At 75.3% G+C, this 21,625-nt stretch carries 13 protein-coding genes; 4 read left to right on the top strand and 9 right to left on the bottom strand.

Annotation, left to right across the window (positions count from 1 at the left end; all coding sequences use genetic code 11):
* Window positions 1-158: 158 nt before the first annotated feature.
* On the bottom strand, window positions 159-1,475 hold the full coding sequence (locus tag ACZ58X_RS15200; RefSeq protein ID WP_470334103.1) for a cytochrome P450 family protein: 1,317 nt from the start codon (window positions 1,473-1,475) through the stop codon (window positions 159-161).
* Window positions 1,476-1,777: 302 nt separating this feature from the next.
* On the opposite strand from ACZ58X_RS15200, the gene ACZ58X_RS15195 reads away from it, so the two are divergent.
* Window positions 1,778-2,203: an SDR family NAD(P)-dependent oxidoreductase gene (locus ACZ58X_RS15195; RefSeq protein ID WP_470334102.1), complete on the top strand. Its 426-nt coding sequence runs from the start codon at window positions 1,778-1,780 to the stop codon at window positions 2,201-2,203.
* A 10-nt stretch (window positions 2,204-2,213) separates the two neighbouring features.
* Here the strand turns inward: ACZ58X_RS15195 and ACZ58X_RS15190 are convergent, their stop codons facing one another.
* From ACZ58X_RS15190 to ACZ58X_RS15160, 7 genes are all read right to left on the bottom strand, one after another.
* The gene (locus ACZ58X_RS15190; protein WP_470334101.1) at window positions 2,214-3,251 is read right to left on the bottom strand and encodes a nucleoside triphosphate pyrophosphohydrolase; all 1,038 of its coding nucleotides are present in this window, start codon (window positions 3,249-3,251) and stop codon (window positions 2,214-2,216) included.
* A gap of 126 nt (window positions 3,252-3,377) precedes the next feature.
* A complete protein-coding gene (gene mfd / locus ACZ58X_RS15185) occupies window positions 3,378-7,007 on the bottom strand; it encodes a transcription-repair coupling factor (RefSeq protein WP_470334100.1) in 3,630 nt (1,209 codons plus the stop codon).
* Window positions 7,008-7,817: 810 nt separating this feature from the next.
* Complete coding sequence (locus ACZ58X_RS15180) at window positions 7,818-9,278, bottom strand: hypothetical protein (RefSeq protein WP_470334099.1); 1,461 nt, start codon at window positions 9,276-9,278, stop codon at window positions 7,818-7,820.
* Window positions 9,279-9,543: 265 nt separating this feature from the next.
* Window positions 9,544-12,162, bottom strand: a complete 2,619-nt coding sequence (locus tag ACZ58X_RS15175) for an SUKH-4 family immunity protein (RefSeq protein ID WP_470334098.1) — start codon at window positions 12,160-12,162, stop codon at window positions 9,544-9,546.
* Between the two features lie 63 nt (window positions 12,163-12,225).
* Window positions 12,226-13,227, bottom strand: coding sequence for an HNH endonuclease (locus ACZ58X_RS15170; RefSeq protein ID WP_470334097.1), 1,002 nt, complete (start codon window positions 13,225-13,227; stop codon window positions 12,226-12,228).
* Between the two features lie 63 nt (window positions 13,228-13,290).
* Window positions 13,291-14,436 carry a DegT/DnrJ/EryC1/StrS family aminotransferase gene (locus ACZ58X_RS15165; RefSeq protein ID WP_470334096.1) on the bottom strand — a complete coding sequence of 382 codons (1,146 nt, stop codon included), beginning with the start codon at window positions 14,434-14,436 and terminating at the stop codon, window positions 13,291-13,293.
* Window positions 14,433-15,581: a Gfo/Idh/MocA family protein gene (locus ACZ58X_RS15160; RefSeq protein ID WP_470334095.1), complete on the bottom strand. Its 1,149-nt coding sequence runs from the start codon at window positions 15,579-15,581 to the stop codon at window positions 14,433-14,435. The genes ACZ58X_RS15165 and ACZ58X_RS15160 overlap by 4 nt, the downstream gene beginning before the upstream one ends.
* A gap of 427 nt (window positions 15,582-16,008) precedes the next feature.
* Between ACZ58X_RS15160 and ACZ58X_RS15155 the strand changes: the two genes are divergently transcribed.
* Together ACZ58X_RS15155 and ACZ58X_RS15150 are read left to right on the top strand one after the other, a co-directional pair.
* Complete coding sequence (locus ACZ58X_RS15155; RefSeq protein ID WP_470334094.1) at window positions 16,009-16,470, top strand: YwqJ-related putative deaminase; 462 nt, start codon at window positions 16,009-16,011, stop codon at window positions 16,468-16,470.
* Between the two features lie 83 nt (window positions 16,471-16,553).
* A complete protein-coding gene (locus ACZ58X_RS15150; protein ID WP_470334118.1) occupies window positions 16,554-17,135 on the top strand; it encodes an SUKH-3 domain-containing protein in 582 nt (193 codons plus the stop codon).
* An 82-nt stretch (window positions 17,136-17,217) separates the two neighbouring features.
* On the opposite strand, the gene ACZ58X_RS15145 is transcribed toward ACZ58X_RS15150, so the two are convergent.
* The gene (locus ACZ58X_RS15145) at window positions 17,218-18,525 is read right to left on the bottom strand and encodes a sensor histidine kinase (protein WP_470334093.1); all 1,308 of its coding nucleotides are present in this window, start codon (window positions 18,523-18,525) and stop codon (window positions 17,218-17,220) included.
* A gap of 354 nt (window positions 18,526-18,879) precedes the next feature.
* Here ACZ58X_RS15145 and ppc point away from each other — a divergent pair, with 354 nt between their 5' ends.
* The gene (ppc, locus tag ACZ58X_RS15140) at window positions 18,880-21,615 is read left to right on the top strand and encodes a phosphoenolpyruvate carboxylase (RefSeq protein WP_470334117.1); all 2,736 of its coding nucleotides are present in this window, start codon (window positions 18,880-18,882) and stop codon (window positions 21,613-21,615) included.
* Window positions 21,616-21,625: the final 10 nt, after the last annotated feature.

Raw genomic sequence — 21,625 nt, 5'->3', positions numbered from 1 at the left:
TCCACGGAGACTAGACAGATCCTCAGACGAATCACAAGCTCATATCACCGACATCACACAAGAATTACGGCCCGTGTTCGATCGCCTACCAACGGCGGGGCTTTGTCCGGTTTGATGGGCGTTCATACCGCCGCCGGTGGCCGGTTCCGGATGCCTCGTCAGCGTGTCGCCGGCTCAGGAACGCCGTGCGGCGACCGGAGCTCCGGACTGAATTCGACCGGAAGTTCGCGCAATCCACGCATGATCAGGCCACCCCGCCAGCGCAGATTCTCCGGGCTTTCGGCCAGTCGCAGGTCGGGCAGCCGGGAAAGCAGCGTGGCCAGCGCGGACCGCCCCTCCAACCGGGCCAGCGGGGCGCCGATGCAGTAGTGGATGCCGTGCCCGAACCCCAGGTGCGGGTTGTCGCTCCGGGCCAGGTCGAGGGTGTTCTCGTCGGAGAACCTGGCCGGATCGCGGTCCGCCGCCGCCAGCACCACCAGCACCGGATCACCGACCGGGATCTCCACCCCGCCGATGGTCAGCGGACGGGTCGCGAACCGCCAGGTCGCCAGCTCCACCGGCCCGTCGTAGCGCAGGAGTTCCTCGATCCCGGTCTCCAGCAGCGCGGTCTCGCCGCGGGCCACCGACTCCTGCAGCAGGGCCCGCTGCCCGGGATTGCGCAGCAGCGCGTACGTCCCGTTGCCGATCAGGTTCACCGTCGTCTCGAACCCGGCGAAGAGGAGGATGAAGGCCATCGCGGCGGCCTCGTTCTCGGTCAGGTGCTCGCCGTGGTCGCTCGCCCGGATCAGGCCGGAGATCAGGTCGTCCCCGAGGTCCGCCCGCTTGCGGTGGATCAGCTCCAGCAGGTACGCCCGCATCCGCTTCACCGCCCGGCCCACGCCGCCGCGTTGGCTGCCGCCGTGTCCCGGCTTCGTGTGCCGCAGCATCATTCCGGCCCAGTCGCGGAAGTCGTCCTGGTCCTCGGCCGGCACGCCGAGCAGGTCGCAGATCGCGTAGATGGGGAGCGGGAAGGCGAACTCGTGGATGAGGTCGGCCGAACCGCGCTGCGCGAAGCCGTCGATCAGCCGGTCGGTCAGCTGCTGCACCCGCGGCTCGAACTCGGCCACCCGGCGCGGGGTGAACGCCTTCGACACCAGGCGGCGCAGCCGGGTGTGGTCCGGCGGGTCGATGTTCAGCAGGTGGGTCATCAGGTCCGCCTGCCGCTCCCCCGGGATGCCCACCCGGCCGGTGCGGTGCGCCTGCTCGCTGTGGTGCGCCGGGTTCTTCGACAGCCGGCCGTCCGCGAGCGCCTGCCGGGCGTCCGCGTAGCGCGTCACCAGCCAGGCCTCCACCCCGCTCGGCAGCGTGGTGCGGTGCACCGGGGCGTGCTCGCGCAGCCAGGCGTAGGCGGGGTACGGGTCGGCGGCGAACTCCCAGGTGAAGAGCTGCGGGTCGGGCTGGGCGGCGGGCTGGGCGCCCTCGGGCTGAGCTGGCATGGGTCGACCGTAACCGCTGGACCGGACGGGTCCGGACCGCCGGCGCCCGCGTCCCCGCGACCGCCCGGAGGTCACCGGCGCGCGAACCGCCCGTGACCGGCGCGCGAGCGGCACGCCGACACTCCGTGGACGGCCCGTGGACGGTGTGCGGACAGGCCTTGGCCAGCTCTTGGCCGGGCGGCAGGCGTGAGCCTGGTCACCTGCGGGGTAATCCCTGTTGCGGAGGGTCAGGACGTGCCTACGATCCTCCGAAGTACGCGCGGGCGCCGGTGCGGTGTCGCCCGCAGGGAGGAGCTGGACCAATGACGGTCAGCGGAGCAGTCGTCGTCATCGCGGTACTCGCGGGCGGTTCGGGGGCCGACCTCGCCCGCCGGTTCGCCGCGGCCGGCGCCGCCGGGATGCTGATCGCCGACACCCATGTCGGCATCGCCGAGGACCTCGCCTCCGAACTCGACCGGCCGGGCTGCCCCGTGGTCGGCGTCTCCGGCGACATCCGCCGGCCCAGCGACGTCGCCGCCCTGGTCGACACCGCCGAGAAGCACTTCGGGCCGATCGACCTCTTCTGCGTGGCGGGCCCGAAGGGCGAGCGGATCGTCTCCCTCGCCGACCTGCCCGCCCACCTCGACCTGGAGCGCCTCGCCGAACTGGTCGTCCTGATCGGCGAGGCGATCGGCGAGCTCGTCCCGCCGCAGCGGTCCGCCTCGGAGCGCACCGCCACGGCGGCCTGAGCCGCCTGCGCTACTCCGGTTCGAGCCCCTCGGCCGCGCGCACCGCGTCCCGGTAGCCGCGCGCGGCCGAGCGCAGCGCCGCGTCCACGTCCACCCCGGCGTCGTGCGCCCGCTGGGCCACCGCCAGCAGCAGCCGGCCCGCCGACTCCGCGGTCAGCTCGCGCGGCAGCTCGTACGGCTCGTCCGGCACCGCCGCGAAGCCCGCCCGGCGCACCCGGGACACCAGCTTCGCCGCGTACGCCAGCGCCGGCAGCCCGGCCGGCACGCCGTCCAGGACGGACTCCCGGTCCGCCTTCTCGGCCGCCTTCAACTGCTCCCAGTTCGCCTCCACCTCGGCGGCGCCGCCGGCCTCGACGTCCCCGAACACGTGCGGGTGCCGGTACACCAGCTTGTCCACGATGTCCCCGGCCACGTCGTCGACGGTGAACGGCCCGGTCGGGTGCTCCTCGGCGATCCGGGCGTGGAAGAACACCTGCAGCAGGACGTCGCCCAGTTCCTCGCGCAGCGCGTCCCGGTCCCCCTGCTCGATCGCCTCGACCAGCTCGTAGGCCTCCTCGACCAGGTACTTCACCAGGCTCTCGTGGGTCTGCTCGGCGTCCCACGGGCAGCCGCCCGGCGAGCGCAGCCGGTCCATCACCGAGGCGAGGTCCAGCAGCCGCGCACCCGGCAGGTCGTACGAGCCGGGCAGCACCTCGATCTCCGGCACCTCCCCGGCGTGCTCCACCGCGAGCCGGGCCAGCGCGTCCGTCAGCCCCGGGTCCCCGTCCGGGCCGCCCAGCCAGACCGTCGGCCCCGCCCCGGCGGGCTGCCCGGTGAGCAGCCGGGCCAGCGCCGGCGCCGACCCGGCCGGCACCACCTCCACCGCCACCCCGGCCTGCCGCACCGCCGCCAGCTGCGGATGCCCCTCGTCCCCCACCAGCACCCGCCCGGCCGACCGCAGCGCCTCCCAGGCCGGCCACGCCAGCAGGCCGGGGGCCACCCGGTGGGTGGTGGTCAGCAGGATCAACTTCGCGCCCGGAGCGTCCGTCGGCACACCATTCGTCGTCACCCCTCGAACCTACCCGCCGCGGGCGCCCCGGGCCCCTGCCGGTGCCCGGCAGCCGAACGGCGGTCCCGGGCCGGGCCCGGAACCGCCGTGAACCGCCGTGAACCGCCGTGGACGGCCGCCTGGGCGCTACTTCTTCGTCCCCGCCAGATCGTCGAACATCGCCGACAGGAACTCGGTGCACCAGCCGAGCAGTTCGCGCCCGACCAGCGGCTTGCCGCCGATCCGGCCGGTGCTCGGCCGGGGCACCAGGAGCTGCTGGGCCGCCGCCTTGACCTGGCTGCGCGGGTAGAGCCGGTTCAGCCGCAGCTGCTGGGACTCCCGCAGCTCCACCGGGCCGAAGCGGACGTTGGAGCCCTGGAGGGTGATGTCCGAGATCCCGCAGCGGCGGGCGTACAGCCGCAGGCCGGCGACCATCAGCAGGTTCTCGACCGGCTCGGGCAGCTTCCCGTAGCGGTCCGCCAGCTCGTCCCGGACCTGCTGGATGTCCGCCTCCGAGTTGACCGCCGCGATCGAGCGGTAGGCCTGCAGCCGCAGCCGTTCGCCGGGGGCGTAGTCGTGCGGCACGTGGGCGTCGACCGGCAGCTCGATCTTCACCTCCAGCGGCTCCTCCTCCGGCTCGCCGCCGTTCGCCAGCGACTCGCGGAACTCGGCCACCGCCTCGCCGACCATCCGCATGTAGAGGTCGAAGCCGACGCCCGCGATGTGCCCGGACTGCTCGCCGCCGAGCAGGTTGCCGGCGCCGCGGATCTCCAGGTCCTTCATGGCGACGTACATGCCGGCGCCCATCTCGGTGTGCTGGGCGATGGTGGCCAGCCGCTCGTGGGCGGTCTCGGTGAGCGGCTTCTCCGGCGGGTACAGCATGTACGCGTAGCCGCGCTCGCGCCCGCGACCGACCCGGCCGCGCAGCTGGTGCAGCTGGGAGAGGCCGAAGGTGTCGCCGCGCTCGACGATCAGGGTGTTGGCGTTGGAGATGTCGATGCCGGACTCCACGATCGTGGTCGACACCAGGACGTCGAACTCCTTCTCCCAGAAGTCGACGACGACCTTCTCCAGCTGGGTCTCCCCCATCTGCCCGTGCGCGGTGGCGATCCGCGCCTCGGGGACGAGGTCCTTGAGCCGGGCGGCCGCCTTGTCGATCGACTCGACCCGGTTGTGGATGTAGAACACCTGGCCCTCGCGCAGGAGTTCGCGCCGGATCGCGGCCGAGATCTGCTTCTCGTCGTACGGCCCGACGAAGGTCAGCACCGGGTGCCGCTCCTCCGGCGGGGTGGTGATGGTGGACATCTCGCGGATGCCGGTGACGGCCATCTCCAGGGTGCGCGGGATCGGCGTCGCGGACATCGTGAGCACGTCCACGTTGGCGCGCAGCTTCTTCAACTGCTCCTTGTGCTCGACGCCGAAGCGCTGCTCCTCGTCGACGATGACCAGGCCGAGGTCCTTGAACCTGGTCTCGGCGGAGAACAGCCGGTGGGTGCCGATGACGACGTCCACCGAGCCCTCGAACAGCCCCTCCAGCACGGCCTTGGCCTCGCTGTCGGTCTGGAAGCGGGACAGCGCCTTCACGGTGACCGGGAAGTTGGCGTACCGCTCGGCGAAGGTGGAGAAGTGCTGCTGCACCAGCAGGGTGGTCGGCACCAGCACGGCGACCTGCTTGCCGTCCTGCACCGCCTTGAACGCGGCCCGCACGGCGATCTCGGTCTTGCCGTAGCCGACGTCGCCGCAGATCAGCCGGTCCATCGGGACGGATTTCTCCATGTCCGACTTGACCTCGGCGATGGTGGTCAGCTGGTCCGGCGTCTCGGCGTACGGGAAGGCGTCCTCCAGCTCGCGCTGCCACGGGGTGTCGGGGCCAAAGGTGTGGCCGGGGGCGGCCATCCGGGCCGAGTACAGCTTGATCAGGTCGGCGGCGATCTCCTTGACCGCCTTCTTGGCCCGCTGCTTGGTCTTGGCCCAGTCCGCGCCGCCGAGCCGGTGCAGCGTCGGGGCCTCGCCGCCGACGTACTTGGTGACCTGGTCGAGCTGGTCGGTCGGCACGAACAGCCGGTCGCCGGGGTGGCCCCGCTTGGCGGGGGCGTACTCCAGCACCAGGTACTCGCGGGTGGCGCCCTGGACGGTGCGCTGCACCATCTCGACGTACCGGCCGACGCCGTGCGCCTCGTGCACCACGTAGTCGCCGGCGGCCAGGGCCAGCGGGTCGATCGCGTTGCGGCGCCGGGACGGCATCCGGCGCATGTCCTTGGTGGAGGACTTCTGGCCGGACAGGTCGGTCTCGGTGATGACGGTGAGCTTGAGCCCCTCGTCCACGAAGCCGTGCTCGATGGAGCCGCAGGAGACGTACACGACGTCCCGGGTGGGCGCCTCGGCGAGGTCGGCGACCAGTCGGGCCGGGATGCCCTCGTTGCCGAGCACCTCGGCCAGCCGGGAGGCCGGGCCGTGGCCCTCGGTGACCATGACGACCCGCCAGTCGGCGGCCAGCCGCTCCTTTGCGTCGGCGATCGCCCGGGCGGTGTCGCCCCGGTAGGCCTCGACGGCGTGCATGCCGAGGGTCAGCGTGTTGACGTCGAACTCCAGGATGCCGTCGACCGTCGACTCGCTGGTCGCGAACGGGCTGACGGACCACCAGGGCAGGCCGATCTCGTCGGCGTGCTCGCGCACCTCGGCGAGCGAGCGCAGCGAGGCGGCGGAGACGTCGATGGTCTCCAGGTCGATCGGCCGGTCACCGCCGGCGGCGGCCGCGACCCAGGAGGCCTGGAGGAACTCCTGGCTGGTGGCCACCAGGTCGGCCGCCCTGGTCCGGACCCGCTCCGGGTCGCAGACCACCGTGACCGAGCCGAGCGGCAGCACGTCGAGCAGCAGCTCCATGTCGTCCACCAGGACGGGTGCCAGCGACTCCATGCCCTCGACCGCGATGCCCTCCGCGATCTTGTCCAGGATCTCGGCCAACCCGGGCTGCTGGGCCGACAGTTCGGCGGCCCGGGCGCGCACCTGGTCGGTCAGCAGCAGCTCCCGGCAGGGCGGCGCCCACAGCCCGTGCTCGGCGATCTCCAGCGAGCGCTGGTCGGCGACCTTGAAGTAGCGGATCTCCTCGACCTCGTCGCCCCAGAACTCCACCCGCAGCGGGTGCTCCTCGGTCGGCGGGAAGACGTCCAGGATGCCGCCGCGAACGGCGAACTCGCCGCGCTTCTCGACCAGTTCGACCCGCGCGTAGGCGGCCGCGGCGAGCCCGCGGGCGACCTCCTCCAGGTCGTGGGTCTCCCCGCGCCGCACGGCCACCGGCTCCAGCTCGGCCAGCCCCTTCACCTGCGGCTGGAGCACCGAGCGGACCGGGGCGACGATCACCTGCACCGGCCCGGCCGCCGGGTCGTCCGCCCGCGGGTGCACGATCCGGCGCAGGACGGCCAGCCGGCGGCCGACGGTGTCCGAGCGGGGCGACAGCCGCTCGTGCGGCAGGGTCTCCCAGGCGGGGTACTCGGCGACCGCGTCGGCGGGCAGCAGCGAGCGCAGCGAGGCGGCCAGGTCCTCGGCCTCCCGCCCGGTCGCGGTGACGGCCAGCACCGGACGGCCCCGCTCGCCGGCCGCCCGGCCGGCGAGTGCGCGGGCCAGTGCGGCGACGGCGAACGGCCGGGCCGCGGGCGGTCCGACCAGGTCCAGGTGCCGGCGGCCGCCGGCCGCGGCTCCGGTGGCGGTGGCCGCCTCGATCGCCTCGGCGAGCGCCGCGTCCCGCGCGACGACATCGAGCAGTCCGGTCAGACTCATCTGGGGTCTCTTCTTCGTGCCGTGGCTGATGCTGCCTCCGGGCGGCGAACGGCCCGCCGGGGCAACGCGAACGGCCCGGCACGCCGAGCGGCCGGGGGGTCTCCAGCCTACGCCGCGGCACGGACGGGCACGCGGCGTACGAGCCCGGCGGGGCCGCGCCGCCCGGGCGACCGGCCGCGCGGGGGCGGAATGCGGCCGCGGGCGCCTCCTGTCAGGGACACGACCGCAGGCGAACCACTGGACGGAACACCGGGCCGACCGGTGGACGAAGCGCTCGGACGCCGGTCCGGACCGGGCTCCGCCATCCGCCACGAACTGGACATACTCCTGTCACTGGCCGTCCATGGAGATCGCGCACCATGGTGAATGTGCCCGCCGCACCCAACCGTGGGGGATGGCTGTGGCGGCACTGTCGCACCGCCGATGGGGGTCGGAGGTGCGAGGCCGGGCGACCCTGGGTGGGGGCGCCCGCCCAAGCGCCGGGAACCGTGGCGCCCTTTCCTGGAGGGCGCCACGGGTCTCGGCCTCATCCTTCGGTCCCGCGGCGCGCCGGCCCTCTGTCGGCCGGTGGGCGCCGGACCTACCAGCGGGACAGGTCGCCGTCGTCGATCACCCCGGCGCGGAGGCCGCCGCCCGCGCCGACGCGGACCGCACGCCCGGTCCGGCCCCTCCGGTCCGCCGGGCCGGCCGACCACCGGCGGCAGCTGATCGACCGCAACGCGCAGGCCCTGGCCGCCCGGCGGGAGGCGGTCAGGGCCCAGGACGCGGAGCTCACCCGGCTGATCGCGGGCGAGCGAGGGAAGCCGAGGACTACTTGCGGCGGTAGGACACCGTGTTGGGGGGCGCGTAACCGGCACCGTCGTCCACGATGATGATCTTCGGGATGATCCGGGTCTCGTCCGCGCCCTCGGCGCCCTCGGCCGCCTCCGCGCCGTCCGCGGGCGCCGCCACCGGCCCGGGCGGCGCGGCCGGCTTCGGCGGCACCGCGGCCGGGACGACCGGACCGGTCACCACCGGGTCGGCGGCGCCCCCGGCCTCGGCGTCGGCGGGCTCGGCACCGGCGGTCCTGGCATCGGCGGTCCTGGCTTCGGTGGCCCTGGCTTCGGCGGTCCTGGCCGCCACGGCGCCGCCGACCACCGGCTGCCGCAGCAGCGCCGTCGCGCCGGGCCGCGCGCCGGTGGGAGCGGCCGCCGGGGCGGCGGCGGGAGCCTCGGCCGGCCGGCCGGCCGGGGCCGCGGCGCCGCGCAGGTCCGGCAGCGGGATCTCCCCGGTGTCCGCCTCCGAGTCGACCGGTGCCGCGTCCGCCACCGTGTCCGCCACCGCGTCCACCGGTTCGGCCGCGGCTGCCGCGGCGGCCCCGGCGGCGGCCGCGACCAGCCGCTCGGGCTCGATCTGTCCGACCGCCGCGCCGGTGAGCGAGGCCAGCGTCGCCTTGATGTGGTCCAGGTGCTGCTGCACCGTCTCCAGCCGGGCGTCGAAGGCCTGCTGCTCGCGCTCGCTCTCCGCGTTGATCTTCTCCGCCTCCCGGCGGGCCTGCTCGACCAGCTGGTCGGCCTTCGCCTGGGCGTCGGTCTCCAGCTGCTTGATCCGGTTCAGCACCGTCTCCCGGTGCTGCTCGGCCTCCTTGACCCGGCGCTCGGCCGTCGCGGAGACCTCGGCGTCCTCGGCGTCGGCCTTGGCCTGGGCCTCGGCGAAGGTCTCGTCGGCCTTGCGGCGCCTGGCGGCCAGCTCGGCCTCGGCGTGCTCGCTGGCCTCGGCGGCGGCCACCCGGACCTTGGCGGCGTAGGCGGTGGCGCCGTCCCGGGCGGCGCGGCTCTCCCGGTCGGCCTCGGCGCGGATGCCCTCGGCCTCGGCGCGGGTGCGCTCCTCGGTGCGGCGGGCGGCCGCGTCGGCCTCGGAGCGGGTGGTGGTGGCGAACTCCTCGGCGGCCTTGGCGGCCGCCTGGCCGGCCTCGTAGACCTCGTCCCGCAGGTCCTCGGCGAAGCGCTCGGCCTTCTCCTTGACGGCGCGGGCCTCGTTCCGGGCCATGTCGGCCAGTCCGGCGGCCTGCTCGCTGAGCACCTCGTAGTCCGGCTCCGGGGCCTCCTCGGCGGCCTGGCGGATGTCGTCGAGCCTGGTCTCCATCTGCCGGATCCCGGCTCCCAGGACGCTCAGCCGCTCCCAGGCCTCGTCACGTTGTGCGGTCAGGGCGACCAGCGCCCGGTCGACCTGCTCGGGCGCGTAGCCGCGCCGGGCCTGGGTGAAGCCGTACTGGGGGACGGCGTCGCTCATGGGCTCTTCCCCTCGTTTCGCGGGCTGCGGAGCCCATGATCGGACGGACTGGACGGATCCGGAACCGGTTGGGACACCGGGGCCGAATCCGGTCGTCGTGCGGACCGGAATGCGTCGAGGACGGGACGAATAGACCCATCCTCTTGACCTATTTTGCGCAGATCCGGACGAAACCCCAACGAGGCACAGCTGCCGGGGCACGCCGAAGGGGTCGTTCCGGACACCGGAACGACCCCTCCCACCTGCGGGGATCCGCGACGGTCCGCTACAGCAGACCGTCCCAGAACTGCTCCAGCAGCACGGCCCACCACGTGTCCGCGGTCTGCAGGGCCGCCGGGTCGATCGCGGCGAGCTGGGCCTGGAAGTCGGTCGTCCAGCGACCGGCCTGCTCCGGCGTCAGCCCGTACCGCAGGCGCCACATCCGGCCCAGCAGGGCCAGCGCGCGGACGAACTCCGGTACACCGGTGTTGACGAAGCGCGGCGGCTGGCCGGTTCCGTCGACATCGACGGCGACCACGTTCGCGGTGCCGTACTGGACGCACAGCTGACGGCCGTAGTCGTTGCCGAGCACCAGGTAGCCGCCGAAGTCCGGGCCCTGCTGCAGGCCGCGCTCGGCGGCCAGCTCGGCCAGCGTCGGGATCGGCCGGCCCTCCTGCGCCTGGGCCCAGAAGAACGGCCCGAAGTCGCGCGGCAGCCCGGCCCACATCAGCGACTGCGACACCGGCTCCGGCACGCCCTGGCGGGAGACCGCGCGCTGCTCGTAGCGGAACAGGTTCTGGCCGAAGGCCGACCCCAGCTCCTGGGCGAGCTGCTGGGGCGGCAGCGGGGGCAGCGCCTGGACCGTCCCCGGCGCGGGCAGCGGAACCCGGAACGGGCGGACCCGCTGGGCACCGGAGGCCAGCTGGTGCAGCTCGTCCAGGTGGTCCAGCAGCTCGGCCATCCCGGCCTGCCGGGAGGCGTGGTCGCGGCCGTACGGGGCGGTGTGGGTCAGCCGCACGTTCGGCCAGGAGGCCGCGATCATGCGGTTGCAGTAGCCGCCCGGCAGGTCGCAGGACTCCAGCTCGGTGTAGAGCTCCAGCACCTGCTCCGGCGGCACGTTCAGCCGCCGCAGGTCCTGGAGGATCTTCCACTCCGGGTGCGGGGTGCCCGGCTCGCTGCGGTGCAGCAGCTTCTGCTCCGAGCCGTCCGGGCCCCGGTAGCTGAGCGCGGCGAAGTAGCCCGGGCCGACCGCGGGCACCCCGGGCGGCACCGGCGCCCCCGGCGGCGGGCCGGGGACCGGGCTCGGCGGGACGACGCCGGGCGCGGCACCCGCGTTCGGGTAGCCGTACCCCGCCGCGGGCGCGGCCGGGGCCGCCGGGCCGCCGGGCGGCGGCGGGACGGCCGGGCCGCCGGACGGCGGGGTGCCCGGGTCCGCCGGGCCGCCGAGCAGCGCGGGGTCGATCGCGCTCGCCAGCTGGGTCGCCTCGTACGCCACGCCGGCGGCGGCCGGGCCGGGCCCGCCCTGCGGCGCGGGAGCCGGGGCGTCACCGGAGCGCAGGCCCGCCGGCGGCGGGGGCGGCGGGGTCGAACCGCCCGAACGGCCGCCCGGACCGGCGGCGGGCGCGCCCGGCCCCGGGGTCTGCCGCAGCCCGGCGGGCGGGGGCGGCGGCGGGGCGGAGCCGGGGTTGCGGCCCAGCCCGCCCGAGCCGGCGGCACCGGACGCTCCGCCCGGAGCGCCGCGCAGCGCGGCCGGTGGGGGCGGCGGCGGGGCCGAGCCCGGGCTGCGGCCGAGACCGCCGCCCTGGGCCGGCGGAGCGGCGGGCGGGGCGGCCGGGCCGGGGGCGCCGGGCAGGCCGGCCAGCCCGCCGGGCGAGGCCAGCATGGTGGGCGCCTGCTCCACCGGGGCGGCGGGCGGGGTCGCCGGGGCACCGGGCAGGCCCATCAGGCCCGGCACGGCGTCCGGCGGCGCGAGCAGCGTCGGCGCCGGCTCGGCGGCCGGGGCGGGCACCGGGGCCGGCGGGACGACGGGCGGCGCGGTCGGCACCGGGGCGTGGGCACCCGGGTCCGGGGCGCCGGCCTGGGGGAACGGCGGCAGGCCCGGGCCGCCGCCCGGGGGCATCAGCACGGTCGCGGCCTCGGCCCCGGCCGGGGCGGGCGCCTCGGGCAGGTCCGAACCGGAGGTGCGCAGGCCCTCCGGCATCAGCACGGTCGCCGCCTCGGCCGCGACCGGCGCGGGCGGCGGCGTCGGGGCGCTCGGCGGCACCGGCGCGGCCGGCGGCAGCGGGGCGGCGAACGGGTCCTCGCCGGGCGGCGGCGCGAGCATGGTCGGCGCGTCCCCGGCGGGCCGCTCGGAGACCGGCGGTTCGGTCAGCACGGCGGGCGCGGGCGGCAGCGGTGCGGGCGGCACGTCGGCAGGCACGGGCGCGGGCGCGGCGACCGGCGCGGGCGCCGACGCGGCAGACGGAGCCGGAGCCGCGGCACCCCCCAGCTTCTCGGCCTCCGCCGCGATCGCCGCCGCCCCCGCCTCCTGCAGCCACTGCGGCGGGCTGAGCAGGAAGGAGGTCGCCTCCACCGGCCCCGGCGCGGGCTTCGCCGCCCCGGCCGGGTTGGCCGCGACCGGCCGCCCGTACACCTCCTCGAACTGCCGGACCACCTCGTTGACGGGCAGCGCGGGCCACAGCGTGCTGGCGCCCGAGTCACGGGCGATCACCAGCCGCGCCCCGCCCGCGCCGGCCCCGCCGTCGGCACCGGCGGCGGGCCCGCCCGCCGTGTCCGCGGGCGACACCGCCCAGCAGACGAAGCCGAGGTCGAACTCCCGGACCCGCACCTCGCGCTGCTGCCCGTGCGGCACCCCGCCGTTGACCCACTCCTCGGCGAGCTCCTGCGCCTGCGCGTACGTCACCACGCCCGGTTCACCCCTGTCCCCGTCGTCCCCACTCGTTCCCTCAACGCCGTTCCCGCGATCACGTCAGTCCACCGGGACGGCCCGGGCGAACCCGCCGTCCACCATCAGCTCCGCGACCGTCTCCAGCTCCGGCGGGCTGCCGGCCAGCCGGAGCAGGAAGGCGTCGAAGTCGTCCCCGCAGGGCAGCAGCAGCCGGGCGCAGCGCTCCTCGGGGGCCTCCGGCCCGCCGGAGTCCCGGGCGTCGTCGTACAGGTGGAACCAGACCGAGCCGATCCGGTCGCCGCGCACCTTGAGCGCGATGAGGCCGCCCTGGGCGTAGGCGATGCCCAGGTAGTCCTTGGTGAGGTGGTCGCGCAGGCACTTGTTGGCGTAGACGACGTCCTCGGTGCCGTACTCCTCGGTGAGGGTGAGGAACGGCTGGTCGAGCAGCATGCCGAGCTCGGTGTCCAGCGCGACGCCGACCGGGCCGCGGCCGCCGCCGAGCTTGAGGAAGGTGCGGTAGGCGCCGGGCAGCTGGTAGCCGAGGCGCTCCTCGGCGCGCTGCACCAGGTCCTCGGGGACGCCGATCGGGTCGCCGCCGTCCTTGGCCAGCGAGAAGTGGACGGGCCGGCGCTCCTGCAGCGGGCGGGTGCCCCGGCGGGAGTGGTCGGCGGGCGAGGCGGCCAGGCCGCCGTGGTGCCGCAGCAGGGCCTTGACCTCGACCGGGACGAGCTCCATCCGGCGCCAGCCGGGGGCGGCCCGGCCGACCGCGTGGTGCCAGGTCCAGCCGGGCGGGGTGGCCACCGCGGTCTCCAGGTCGGCCCAGAGCGGGTGGCCCTGGGTGAACAGCGCGGCGTTGGCCGAGACGTAGTCGGTCAGCCGCAGTTCGTCCACGCCGAAGCCCTCCGGCGGGTCGGCGACCTCGGCCGCCGCGGCGGCGTACGGACCGAAGTCCGGGTAGCCCGCCTCGTCCACCCGGACCCCGGCCGGGTGCCGCTCGGCACGGACCGGGTCCGGGAACTGCACCACCTGACCTGCGTACGCCGCGTTCGGTGCGGCGGCGACGCCGGGCCGACCTGTCGTCATCTGGGAGCCCCCACTGGCTGCTGCAAATTCTTCGGTGCGCTTGCTCGGCACCAGCCTATTGGGTCACCCGCCCGGCCGACCCCCCGCACCCAGGGCCCGCCCCAACACCTCCACGACCCGTACCTGCTGGGCCTGCGTGAGGTGCGGGTGCAGCGGCAGGCTGAGCAGTTCGCCGGCCGCCCGTTCGGCGACCGGGAAGGCGCCCGCGCGGTACCCGAGCGGGCGGAACGCGGGCTGCAGGTGCACCGGGACGGGGTAGTGCACCCCGGCGCCGATGCCGGCCCCGTGCAGTGCGGCGAGCACCGCGTCGCGGCCGCGGGCGATCCGCACCGGGTAGAGGTGGCGGGCGTGGACGTTGCCCGGCGCGGTGGCCGGCGGGGTGACGCCGGGCAGCCCGTCGAGCAGCCGGTCGTAGCGGGCGGCGGCGGCGCGGCGGGCGGCGTTCCAGTCGGGCAGCCGGCGCAGCTTGGCCCGCAGCACGACGGCCTGCAGGGCGTCCATCCGGGAGTTGAAGCCGAACCGCTCGTGCACGTACTTGTCGCGGGCGCCGTGGTCGCCGATCAGCCGTACGGCGGCGGCGAGTTCGTCGTCGTCGGTGAGCACCGCACCGGCGTCGCCGTAGCCGCCGAGGTTCTTGCCCGGGTAGAAGCTGGTCGCCGCGATCCGCCCGTGGGCGCCGCGCCCGTGCCGCCGGGCGCCCTGGGACTGGGCCGCGTCCACCACCACCGGGCGGCCGTCGGCGAGTTCCAGCAGCACCTCCACCGGCGCGCACTGGCCGAACAGGTGGACGGGCAGCAGCGCCACCGCCCCGGGCAGCGCGGCGGCGACCCGCTCCGGGTCGATCAGCAGGTGCTCCGGGTCGACGTCGACCGGCACCGGGCGCAGTCCGGCCCGCCGCACCGCCTCGGCGGTGGCGACGAAGGTGTTGGCGGGCAGCACCACTCCGCCGCCGGGCCGCAGGTCCAGGGCGCGCAGGGCCAGTTCCAGGGCGTCGGTGCCGTTGGCGGCGCCCACGCAGTGCCGGACGCCCGCGAAGGCGGCGTACTCCCGCTCGAAGGCGGCCACTTCGGGGCCCTTGACGAAGGCGCCGCTCGCCAGCACCCGGTCGAAGCCGGCCCGTACCTCGGCCTCGACCTCGGCGTGCGCGGCGGCCAGGTCGACCAGCGGGACCGTCCCCGGCACCGGAGCGCCGCCCGTCGCGCCGGTCACCGCACCGCCGCCCGGTCCCCGGCCCCCACCGGTACGGTGACGCCGCCGAGTTCGAGGCTGAGCGAGGCCGCCTCCAGCAGTTCCAGCACCCGCACCCCGGCCCGCCCGTCGGTGAGCGGGGCCCGGCCCTCGACGACGGCGGCCGCGAACTCGGCCATCACGTTGCGCAGCGCCTCCTGTTCGACCAGCGCGGGCGCGACCATCTCGCCGACCCGGTAGGAGATCAGCGCCCGGTGCCGGATGGCGTCGGTGAGCTGGTCGGGCGGGGTGAGGTCGACCCCGCGGTCGTGCACGGCCAGCCGGGCCTGGGGGTTGAGGTCGTCCCAGACCAGGGTACGCCGGGAGCCGCCGATCAGGGTGGTGCGGACCTTCGTCGGGGAGAGCCAGTTGACGTGGCAGTGCGCCAGCGCGCCGTTGCTGAGCCGCACCGTCAGGTAGGCGACGCAGGCCCGGCCGGCGCCGATCGGGTCGGCGCCCTGGGCGGAGACGCCGACCGGCACGACCCCGGGCGGCAGGACGAAGTCCAGGACGGACAGGTCGTGCGGGGCGAGGTCCCACAGCACGTCGACGTCCGGCTGGACCAGGCCGAGGTTGATCCGCACCGAGTCGAAGAACTGGACGTCCCCGATCTCCCCGCCGTGCACCAGCTCGCGGATCCGGCGGACCACCGGGGTGTAGCAGAAGGTGTGGTCGCACATCAGCACCAGCCCGGCGGCCTCGGCCAGTTCGACCAGTTCGGCGGCCTCGGCGGAGGAGGTGGTGATCGGCTTCTCCACCAGCACGTGCTTGCCCGCCTCCAGCGCGGCCCGCACCAGCGGGTAGTGGGCGCCCGCCGGGGTGGCCACCGCGACGGCGTCGACCCGTTCGTCCGCCAGCACCCGCTCGTACCGGCCGGTCGCCCCGACGGTGCTGTACTCCCCCAGTACGGCGCGGGCCTTGGCCTCGTCCAGGTCGCACAGCCAGTGCAGCCGCAGCGCCGGGGTGTGCTGGGCGTTGCGGACCAGCTTCGGCCCCCAGTAGCCGGCCCCGACCACCGCGAGGCCGACCGGCTGTTCCGGCGCCGGCCGGGGCGGCTCGCCCGGGGTGGGCACGTGGCCGCCGGGCGCCTGGTTGGCCGTCCCGTCGCTCCACTGCTTCGACGTCATCGCTCGGGCCCCCTCAATGGAGGGTCCGGCGGGGACCCTCCCTGGCTCCGGCGCCGGGGCGCGACGGCGCCCGCCCCGGCGGCCTCAACGTCCGGCGCGGGCACCGGAGTCGGCCCGGCCCGTCCGTGTCCGCACGGCCGGGCCCGGGCCGTCCCGGGCTCGCTGCCGGAACCGTACCGGGCGGGGCCCGGGCCGGGGGGCGGTTTCGGTAGATCGGCGGACAAGTCATGACGACGGTGTGCGGTTCCGGCCGGTGGGCGGCCAGGATGCGGGTGGGACGGGCGCCCGACCGGCCGGTGGCCGCACGGGTGTTCGGTCCGCCCCGCACCCCGGTTGTGCGGTTGTCGGTGCCGAATGACAGGCTTGCCCCGGGACCGACCGGAGCCAACGGGAACCGGACCGCCAGGAACGAGGAGGAGGACACCGCATGACCACCGGTGAGCCGGCGGGCCCGCCCGTGCTGCGCCACCACCGCGACAGCCTGCTGCCCGCCGTCGCCGCCGCGCTGTCGCTCAAGGGCGGCGAGGTGCACACCCTGGCGGGCGACAAGGACGACCGGCGCCCGGTCCTGCACCCGCTGGTCGGCGAGTTCCTGGACACCCTGCCGGTCGAGGCCCGCGAACGGTTCACCGGCCGCTGCCCGGAGGCCGTCCTGCTCTCCCAGTACCTGACCACGGTCGACGGGAAGCGCTCCAAGCGCGCCGCCCGCAAGCCGATGAGCCTGCACGAAGCCCGCAAGGCGCTCAAGGGCTCCCGGATGACGACCCTCCGGATCCGCGAGGAGGACGACCCGGCGCACGGCACCCACGCCCCGCCGTGCCGCTCCTGCGCACCGATGCTGGAGCACTTCACGGTGTTGAGCGTCGCCGTCGGGCCGCCGGCGCGCTGAGCGTCCGCACGCCGGACGCCCACGCCCGCCCGCCTCCCGTACGCCCCTCGTACGCCCCCTGTCCCCGAGCCCCGGAGCACGCCCTGAATCCGCCCAGCCCGCCCCCGCCCCCGCCGGCCACCCTCGCCCCGGGCACCCCGCCCCCGGCCGGCCCCACCGGGCGGACCCGTCCGCGCTTCCCCGCCGACGTCGCCGCCGAACTCAAGGCGGCCGGCTGGCACCCCGGCCGCTGGCAGATCCGGCAGGCCGAGGAGTGGGCCGACGCCCTGGTCGGGCACGGCGGCCTTGGCGGCGTCCCGCACGCGGTGTTCCCGGCGGCCGTGGAGGCCTGGGCCGAGTTCGGCGGCCTCGCCTTCGACCTCGCCGGCCCCGGCCGCCAGTTGGCCCGCACCCCGTTCCTGATCGACCCGATGTGCGGGCTGCACCAGCCGCGCACCCTGTTCGACCTCGGCCGGGCCCTGGGCAGCCGGCTCGCCCCGCTCGGCGAGGAGGCGTACGGGCAGGCGCTGCTGGCCGTCGACGAGGAGGCCCGGGTCTACAGCCTGGACCACACCGGCGAGTGGTTCCTCGGCCACGGCATCGACCAGGCGATCAGCACCCTGGTCCTGGGCACCGCCCCCGAACGGCTGCGCACCGCCGAGGAGTACGACCGCGCGTACGGCTAGGAGCAGCCGCTCGCGGGGCCGGGGTCCGTCCTCGCGGGGCCGGGGTCCGTCCTCGCCGGGCTAGGGATTGTCAGACACGGCCCTAGGGTCCGTCCGCGCCGGGCCGCGCGGCGCCCGGCCGGCCGAGCCGGTCCCCGCGGACGGCCAGCCGGGAGGGCAGCACCGCCTCGACCCGGAAGCCGCCGTCCGCCTCCGGCCCGGAGGAGAAGGTGCCGCCCAGCGCGATCACCCGCTCCCGCATCCCGACCAGCCCGTTGCCCCCGCTGGGCAGCTGGGCCGCCCCCCGCTCCCCGCCCGGGCAGGCGTTCACCACGCTGACCCGCACCCCGTTCGGCGCGTACGCCAGCAGCACCGACACCTGCGCCCCGCCCGCGTGCTTGTGGGCGTTGGTCAGCCCCTCCTGGACGACCCGGTAGGCGGTCTGCTCGGCCTCGCCGGTGAACTCCTGCCGGCTGCCGCTGACGGTCAGCGTCACCGCCATCCCGGCCGCCCGGGACTGGTCGACCAGCCGGGGCAGCCCGGCCAGCGAGTCCGGCTCCTGGGGTCGCTCGTCGTCCATCCGCAGCACGCCGAGGATCTCGCGCAGCTCGTTCAGCGCCTGCCGCCCCACCTCGCCCATCAGCCTGGCGCTCTGCGCGGCCTTCTCCGGGTCCTTGACGGCTATTCGCTCCAGCGCCCCGGAGTGCACCACCATCAGCGAGACCCGGTGGGCGACCACGTCGTGCATCTCCCGGGCGATCCGGGTGCGCTCCTCCAACCGGGCCCGGCGGGCGCGCTCCTGGGCCTGCTCGGCCAGCAGGTCCAGCTCGGTCTCCAGGCCGTGCGCGCGGTCCTTGAGCGACTCGATCAGCCGCCGCCGCGCCCCCACGTACAGTCCGGTCACCACCGGGGCGACGGTCAGTCCGACCGCGACCAGCAGCGACAGCACGACCAGGCCCCACAGCGGCGTCCGCTCCGCCGCCACCGAGTCGTCCGGGGTCATCAGCTGGAGCGCCATCACGGCGCTCGCCTCGGCGAAGGCCAGCCCGGACAGCGCCACCACCCGGCGGCGCCGCGAGGGCCACTCCCAGGTCTCCGCCAGCGTGTACAGCGACACCACCAGCAGCAGCACGCCCAGCATCCCGGGCAGCACCAGCAGGGTCGCCACCACCGGCACGGCCGGCCACCGCCGGCGCACCACCAGCGAACCGCCGGCCAGCGTGCCGAGCAGGGCGATCCCGACCGCTCCGAGGACGCTCACGTGCATCCGGGCGGAGAGGAAGGCGATCGTGCTGGCCGAGCACTCGACCGCGGCGAGCAGCGCCAACCCGATGTCGAGGAGGGCGCTGCGCCGCCGCTTCCACCACCAGAACGACCGGACCGGCACGCGCTCCCCAGGCGACTTGCTCATGCGTGACAGGTTAAGCCGTGTCCGACGGCTCGCGCGGCAACCCCTCCCCTTCCCCACCCGGAGCGCCCGGTACACCCCCGGCCCCCCTCAAGTGGTCCAGACCACAGGTGGTTTTCGGCAGCCCTGTCCGCCATCCGGCCACCTCGCGGACACCGACCGCCCCGACACCTATGCTGGTCGCGTCGGACAGCGCGGTCCGCACGCGTCACACCCGCCACACTGCGCGTGGACCTGTGACGATGAGCCGTTGCCGAACCCCACCACCAGAGGGAGCCAGCCGTGACCGCTCCGGTCCCCACCCCGGCGGACAGCCCCACCGTTCTCGCCGCCGGCGCAGCCGCAGACAACTCTGCCCTGCGCGCGGACATCCGCCGCCTCGGCGACCTGCTCGGCGAGACGCTGGTCCGCCAGGAGGGCCCCCAGCTGCTGGGCCTGGTCGAACAGGTCCGCCTGCTCAGCCGCACCGACGGCGAGGCCACCGCCGAACTCCTCTCCGACATCGACCTGGACACGGCCGCCAAGCTGGTCCGCGCCTTCTCCACCTACTTCCACCTCGCCAACGTCACCGAGCAGGTGCACCGCGGCCGGGAGTTCGCCACCCGCCGCGCCCGCGAGGGCTCGCTGCTGGCCCAGACCGCCGACCAGCTCGCCGAGGCCGACCCCAAGCACCTCCAGGACACCCTGGCCCACCTCGCGGTCCGCCCGGTCTTCACCGCCCACCCCACCGAGGCCGCCCGCCGCAGCGTGCTCAACAAGCTGCGCCGGATCGGCGAACTCCTCGACCGGATCCACCGCGAGGAGCTCAGCAACGGCCTGGCCGCCGCCGACCCGGCCCGCACCAGCAGCGCCAAGCGCTCCGCCGACCGCCGCCTCGCCGAGGTCATCGACCTGCTCTGGCAGACCGACGAACTGCGCATCGCCCGCCCCGAGCCCACCGACGAGGCCCGCAACGCCGTCTACTACCTGGACGAGCTCTACCGCGAGGCCGTCCCCGAGGTGCTGGAGGAGCTGCACGAGGAGCTCGCCCGGGTCGGCCTCGCCCTGCCCGACGGCGTGCGCCCGCTCACCTTCGGCACCTGGATCGGCGGCGACCGCGACGGCAACCCCAACGTCACCCCGCAGGTCACCTGGGACGTCCTCAACCTCCAGCACGAGTACGGCATCCAGGACGCCCTCGCCGCGATCGACGACCTGCGCAACACCCTCTCCACCTCCGAGCGGCTGGCCGGCGCCTCGGTCGAACTGCTCGCCTCGCTCAACACCGACCTGCACCGGCTCCCCGAACTCAGCCCCCGCTACAAGCGGATGAACGCCGAGGAGCCCTACCGCCTCAAGGCCACCTGCATCCGGCTCAAGCTGGAGAACACCCGCGAGCGCCTGGCCGGCGGCACCCCGCACGTCGAGGGCCGCGACTACGTCGGCACCCGCGAACTCGTCGCCGACCTGCGGCTGATCCAGGAGTCCCTGCGCGCCCACCGCGGCGAGCTGATCGCCGACGGCCGACTGGCCCGCGCCATCCGCACCATCGAGGCCTTCGGCCTCCAGCTGGCCACCATGGACGTCCGCGAGCACGCCGAGGCCCACCACCACGCCCTCGGCCAGCTCTTCGACCGGCTCGGCGAGGAGGCCTGGCGCTACGCCGACATGCCCCGCGAGTACCGGCAGAAGCTGCTCGCCAAGGAGCTCCGCTCGCGCCGCCCGCTGGCCCCCACCCCGGCCCCGCTGGACGAGGCCGGCACCAAGACCCTCGGCGTCTTCAACACCATCCGCCAGGGCTTCGAGCGCTTCGGCGACGAGATCGTCGAGAGCTACATCATCTCGATGTGCCAGGGCGCCGACGACGTCTTCGCCGCCACCGTGCTGGCCCGCGAGGCCGGCCTGATCGACCTGCACGCCGGGATCGCCACGATCGGCATCGTGCCGCTGCTGGAGACCACCGACGAACTCCAGCAGGCCGACCGCATCCTCGACGAGATGCTCTCCGACCCCTCCTACCGGCTGCTCGTCTCGCTGCGCGGCGACATCCAGGAGGTCATGCTCGGCTACTCCGACTCCTCCAAGTTCGGCGGCATCACCACCTCCCAGTGGGAGATCCACCGCGCCCAGCGCCGACTGCGCGACGTCGCCCACCGCTACGGCATCCGGCTGCGCCTCTTCCACGGCCGCGGCGGCACCGTCGGCCGCGGCGGCGGCCCCTCCCACGAGGCCATCCTGGCCCAGCCCTGGGGCACCCTGGAGGGCGAGATCAAGGTCACCGAGCAGGGCGAGGTCATCTCCGACAAGTACCTGCTCCCCTCCCTCGCCCGGGAGAACCTGGAGCTGACCATCTCCGCCACCCTCGCCGCCTCCGCGCTGCACACGGCCCCGCGCCAGGCCCCCGAGGAACTGGCCCGCTGGGACGCCGCGATGGACCGGGTCTCCGAGGCCGCCCACACCTCCTACCGCGCCCTGGTCGACCAGGAGGACCTGCCGAAGTACTTCTTCGCCTCCACCCCGGTCGACCAGCTCGCCTCGCTGCACCTGGGCTCCCGCCCGTCCCGCCGCCCCGACTCCGGCGCCGGCCTGGACGGCCTGCGGGCCATCCCGTGGGTGTTCGGCTGGACCCAGTCCCGCCAGATCGTCCCCGGCTGGTACGGCGTCGGCTCCGGCCTCGCCGCCGCCCGCGCGGCCGGCCTCGGCGACGTGCTGGACGAGATGTACGGCCAGTGGCACTTCTTCCGCAACTTCCTGTCCAACGTCGCCATGACGCTGGCCAAGACCGACCTGCGGATCGCCCGGCACTACGTCGAGCAGCTGGTGCCCGGCGAGCTGCGGCACATCTTCGACCAGATCGTCGCCGAGCACGACCTCACCCTGCGCGAGGTGCTGCGGCTCACCGGCGAGAACGAACTGCTGGAGCACAACCCGGTGTTGAAGCAGACCTTCACCGTCCGGGACGCCTACCTCGACCCGATCTCCTACCTCCAGGTCGCGCTGCTGCGCCGCCAGCGCGAGGAGGTCGCGACCGGCCGCCCGGAGGACCCGCTGCGCGCCCGCGCGCTGCTGCTCACCGTGAACGGCATCGCGGCCGGCCTGCGCAACACCGGCTGACGGCCGGCCG

The organism is Kitasatospora sp. NPDC040550 (genome assembly GCF_055594965.1).
The sequence above is the reverse complement of the archived record's forward strand: the minus strand, read 5'-3'. Positions and strand labels throughout refer to the sequence as shown.

Coding starts and splice junctions, on each gene's coding strand:
- ACZ58X_RS15200 (WP_470334103.1), bottom strand. CDS start 1,475: ATGCCAGCTCAGCCCGAGGGCGCCCAGCCCGCCGCCCAGCCCGACCCG.
- ACZ58X_RS15180 (WP_470334099.1), bottom strand. CDS start 9,278: ATGAGCGACGCCGTCCCCCAGTACGGCTTCACCCAGGCCCGGCGCGGC.
- mfd (WP_470334100.1), bottom strand. CDS start 7,007: ATGAGTCTGACCGGACTGCTCGATGTCGTCGCGCGGGACGCGGCGCTC.
- ACZ58X_RS15160 (WP_470334095.1), bottom strand. CDS start 15,581: ATGACGTCGAAGCAGTGGAGCGACGGGACGGCCAACCAGGCGCCCGGC.
- ACZ58X_RS15145 (WP_470334093.1), bottom strand. CDS start 18,525: ATGAGCAAGTCGCCTGGGGAGCGCGTGCCGGTCCGGTCGTTCTGGTGG.
- ACZ58X_RS15155 (WP_470334094.1), top strand. CDS start 16,009: ATGACCACCGGTGAGCCGGCGGGCCCGCCCGTGCTGCGCCACCACCGC.
- ACZ58X_RS15195 (WP_470334102.1), top strand. CDS start 1,778: ATGACGGTCAGCGGAGCAGTCGTCGTCATCGCGGTACTCGCGGGCGGT.
- ACZ58X_RS15170 (WP_470334097.1), bottom strand. CDS start 13,227: ATGACGACAGGTCGGCCCGGCGTCGCCGCCGCACCGAACGCGGCGTAC.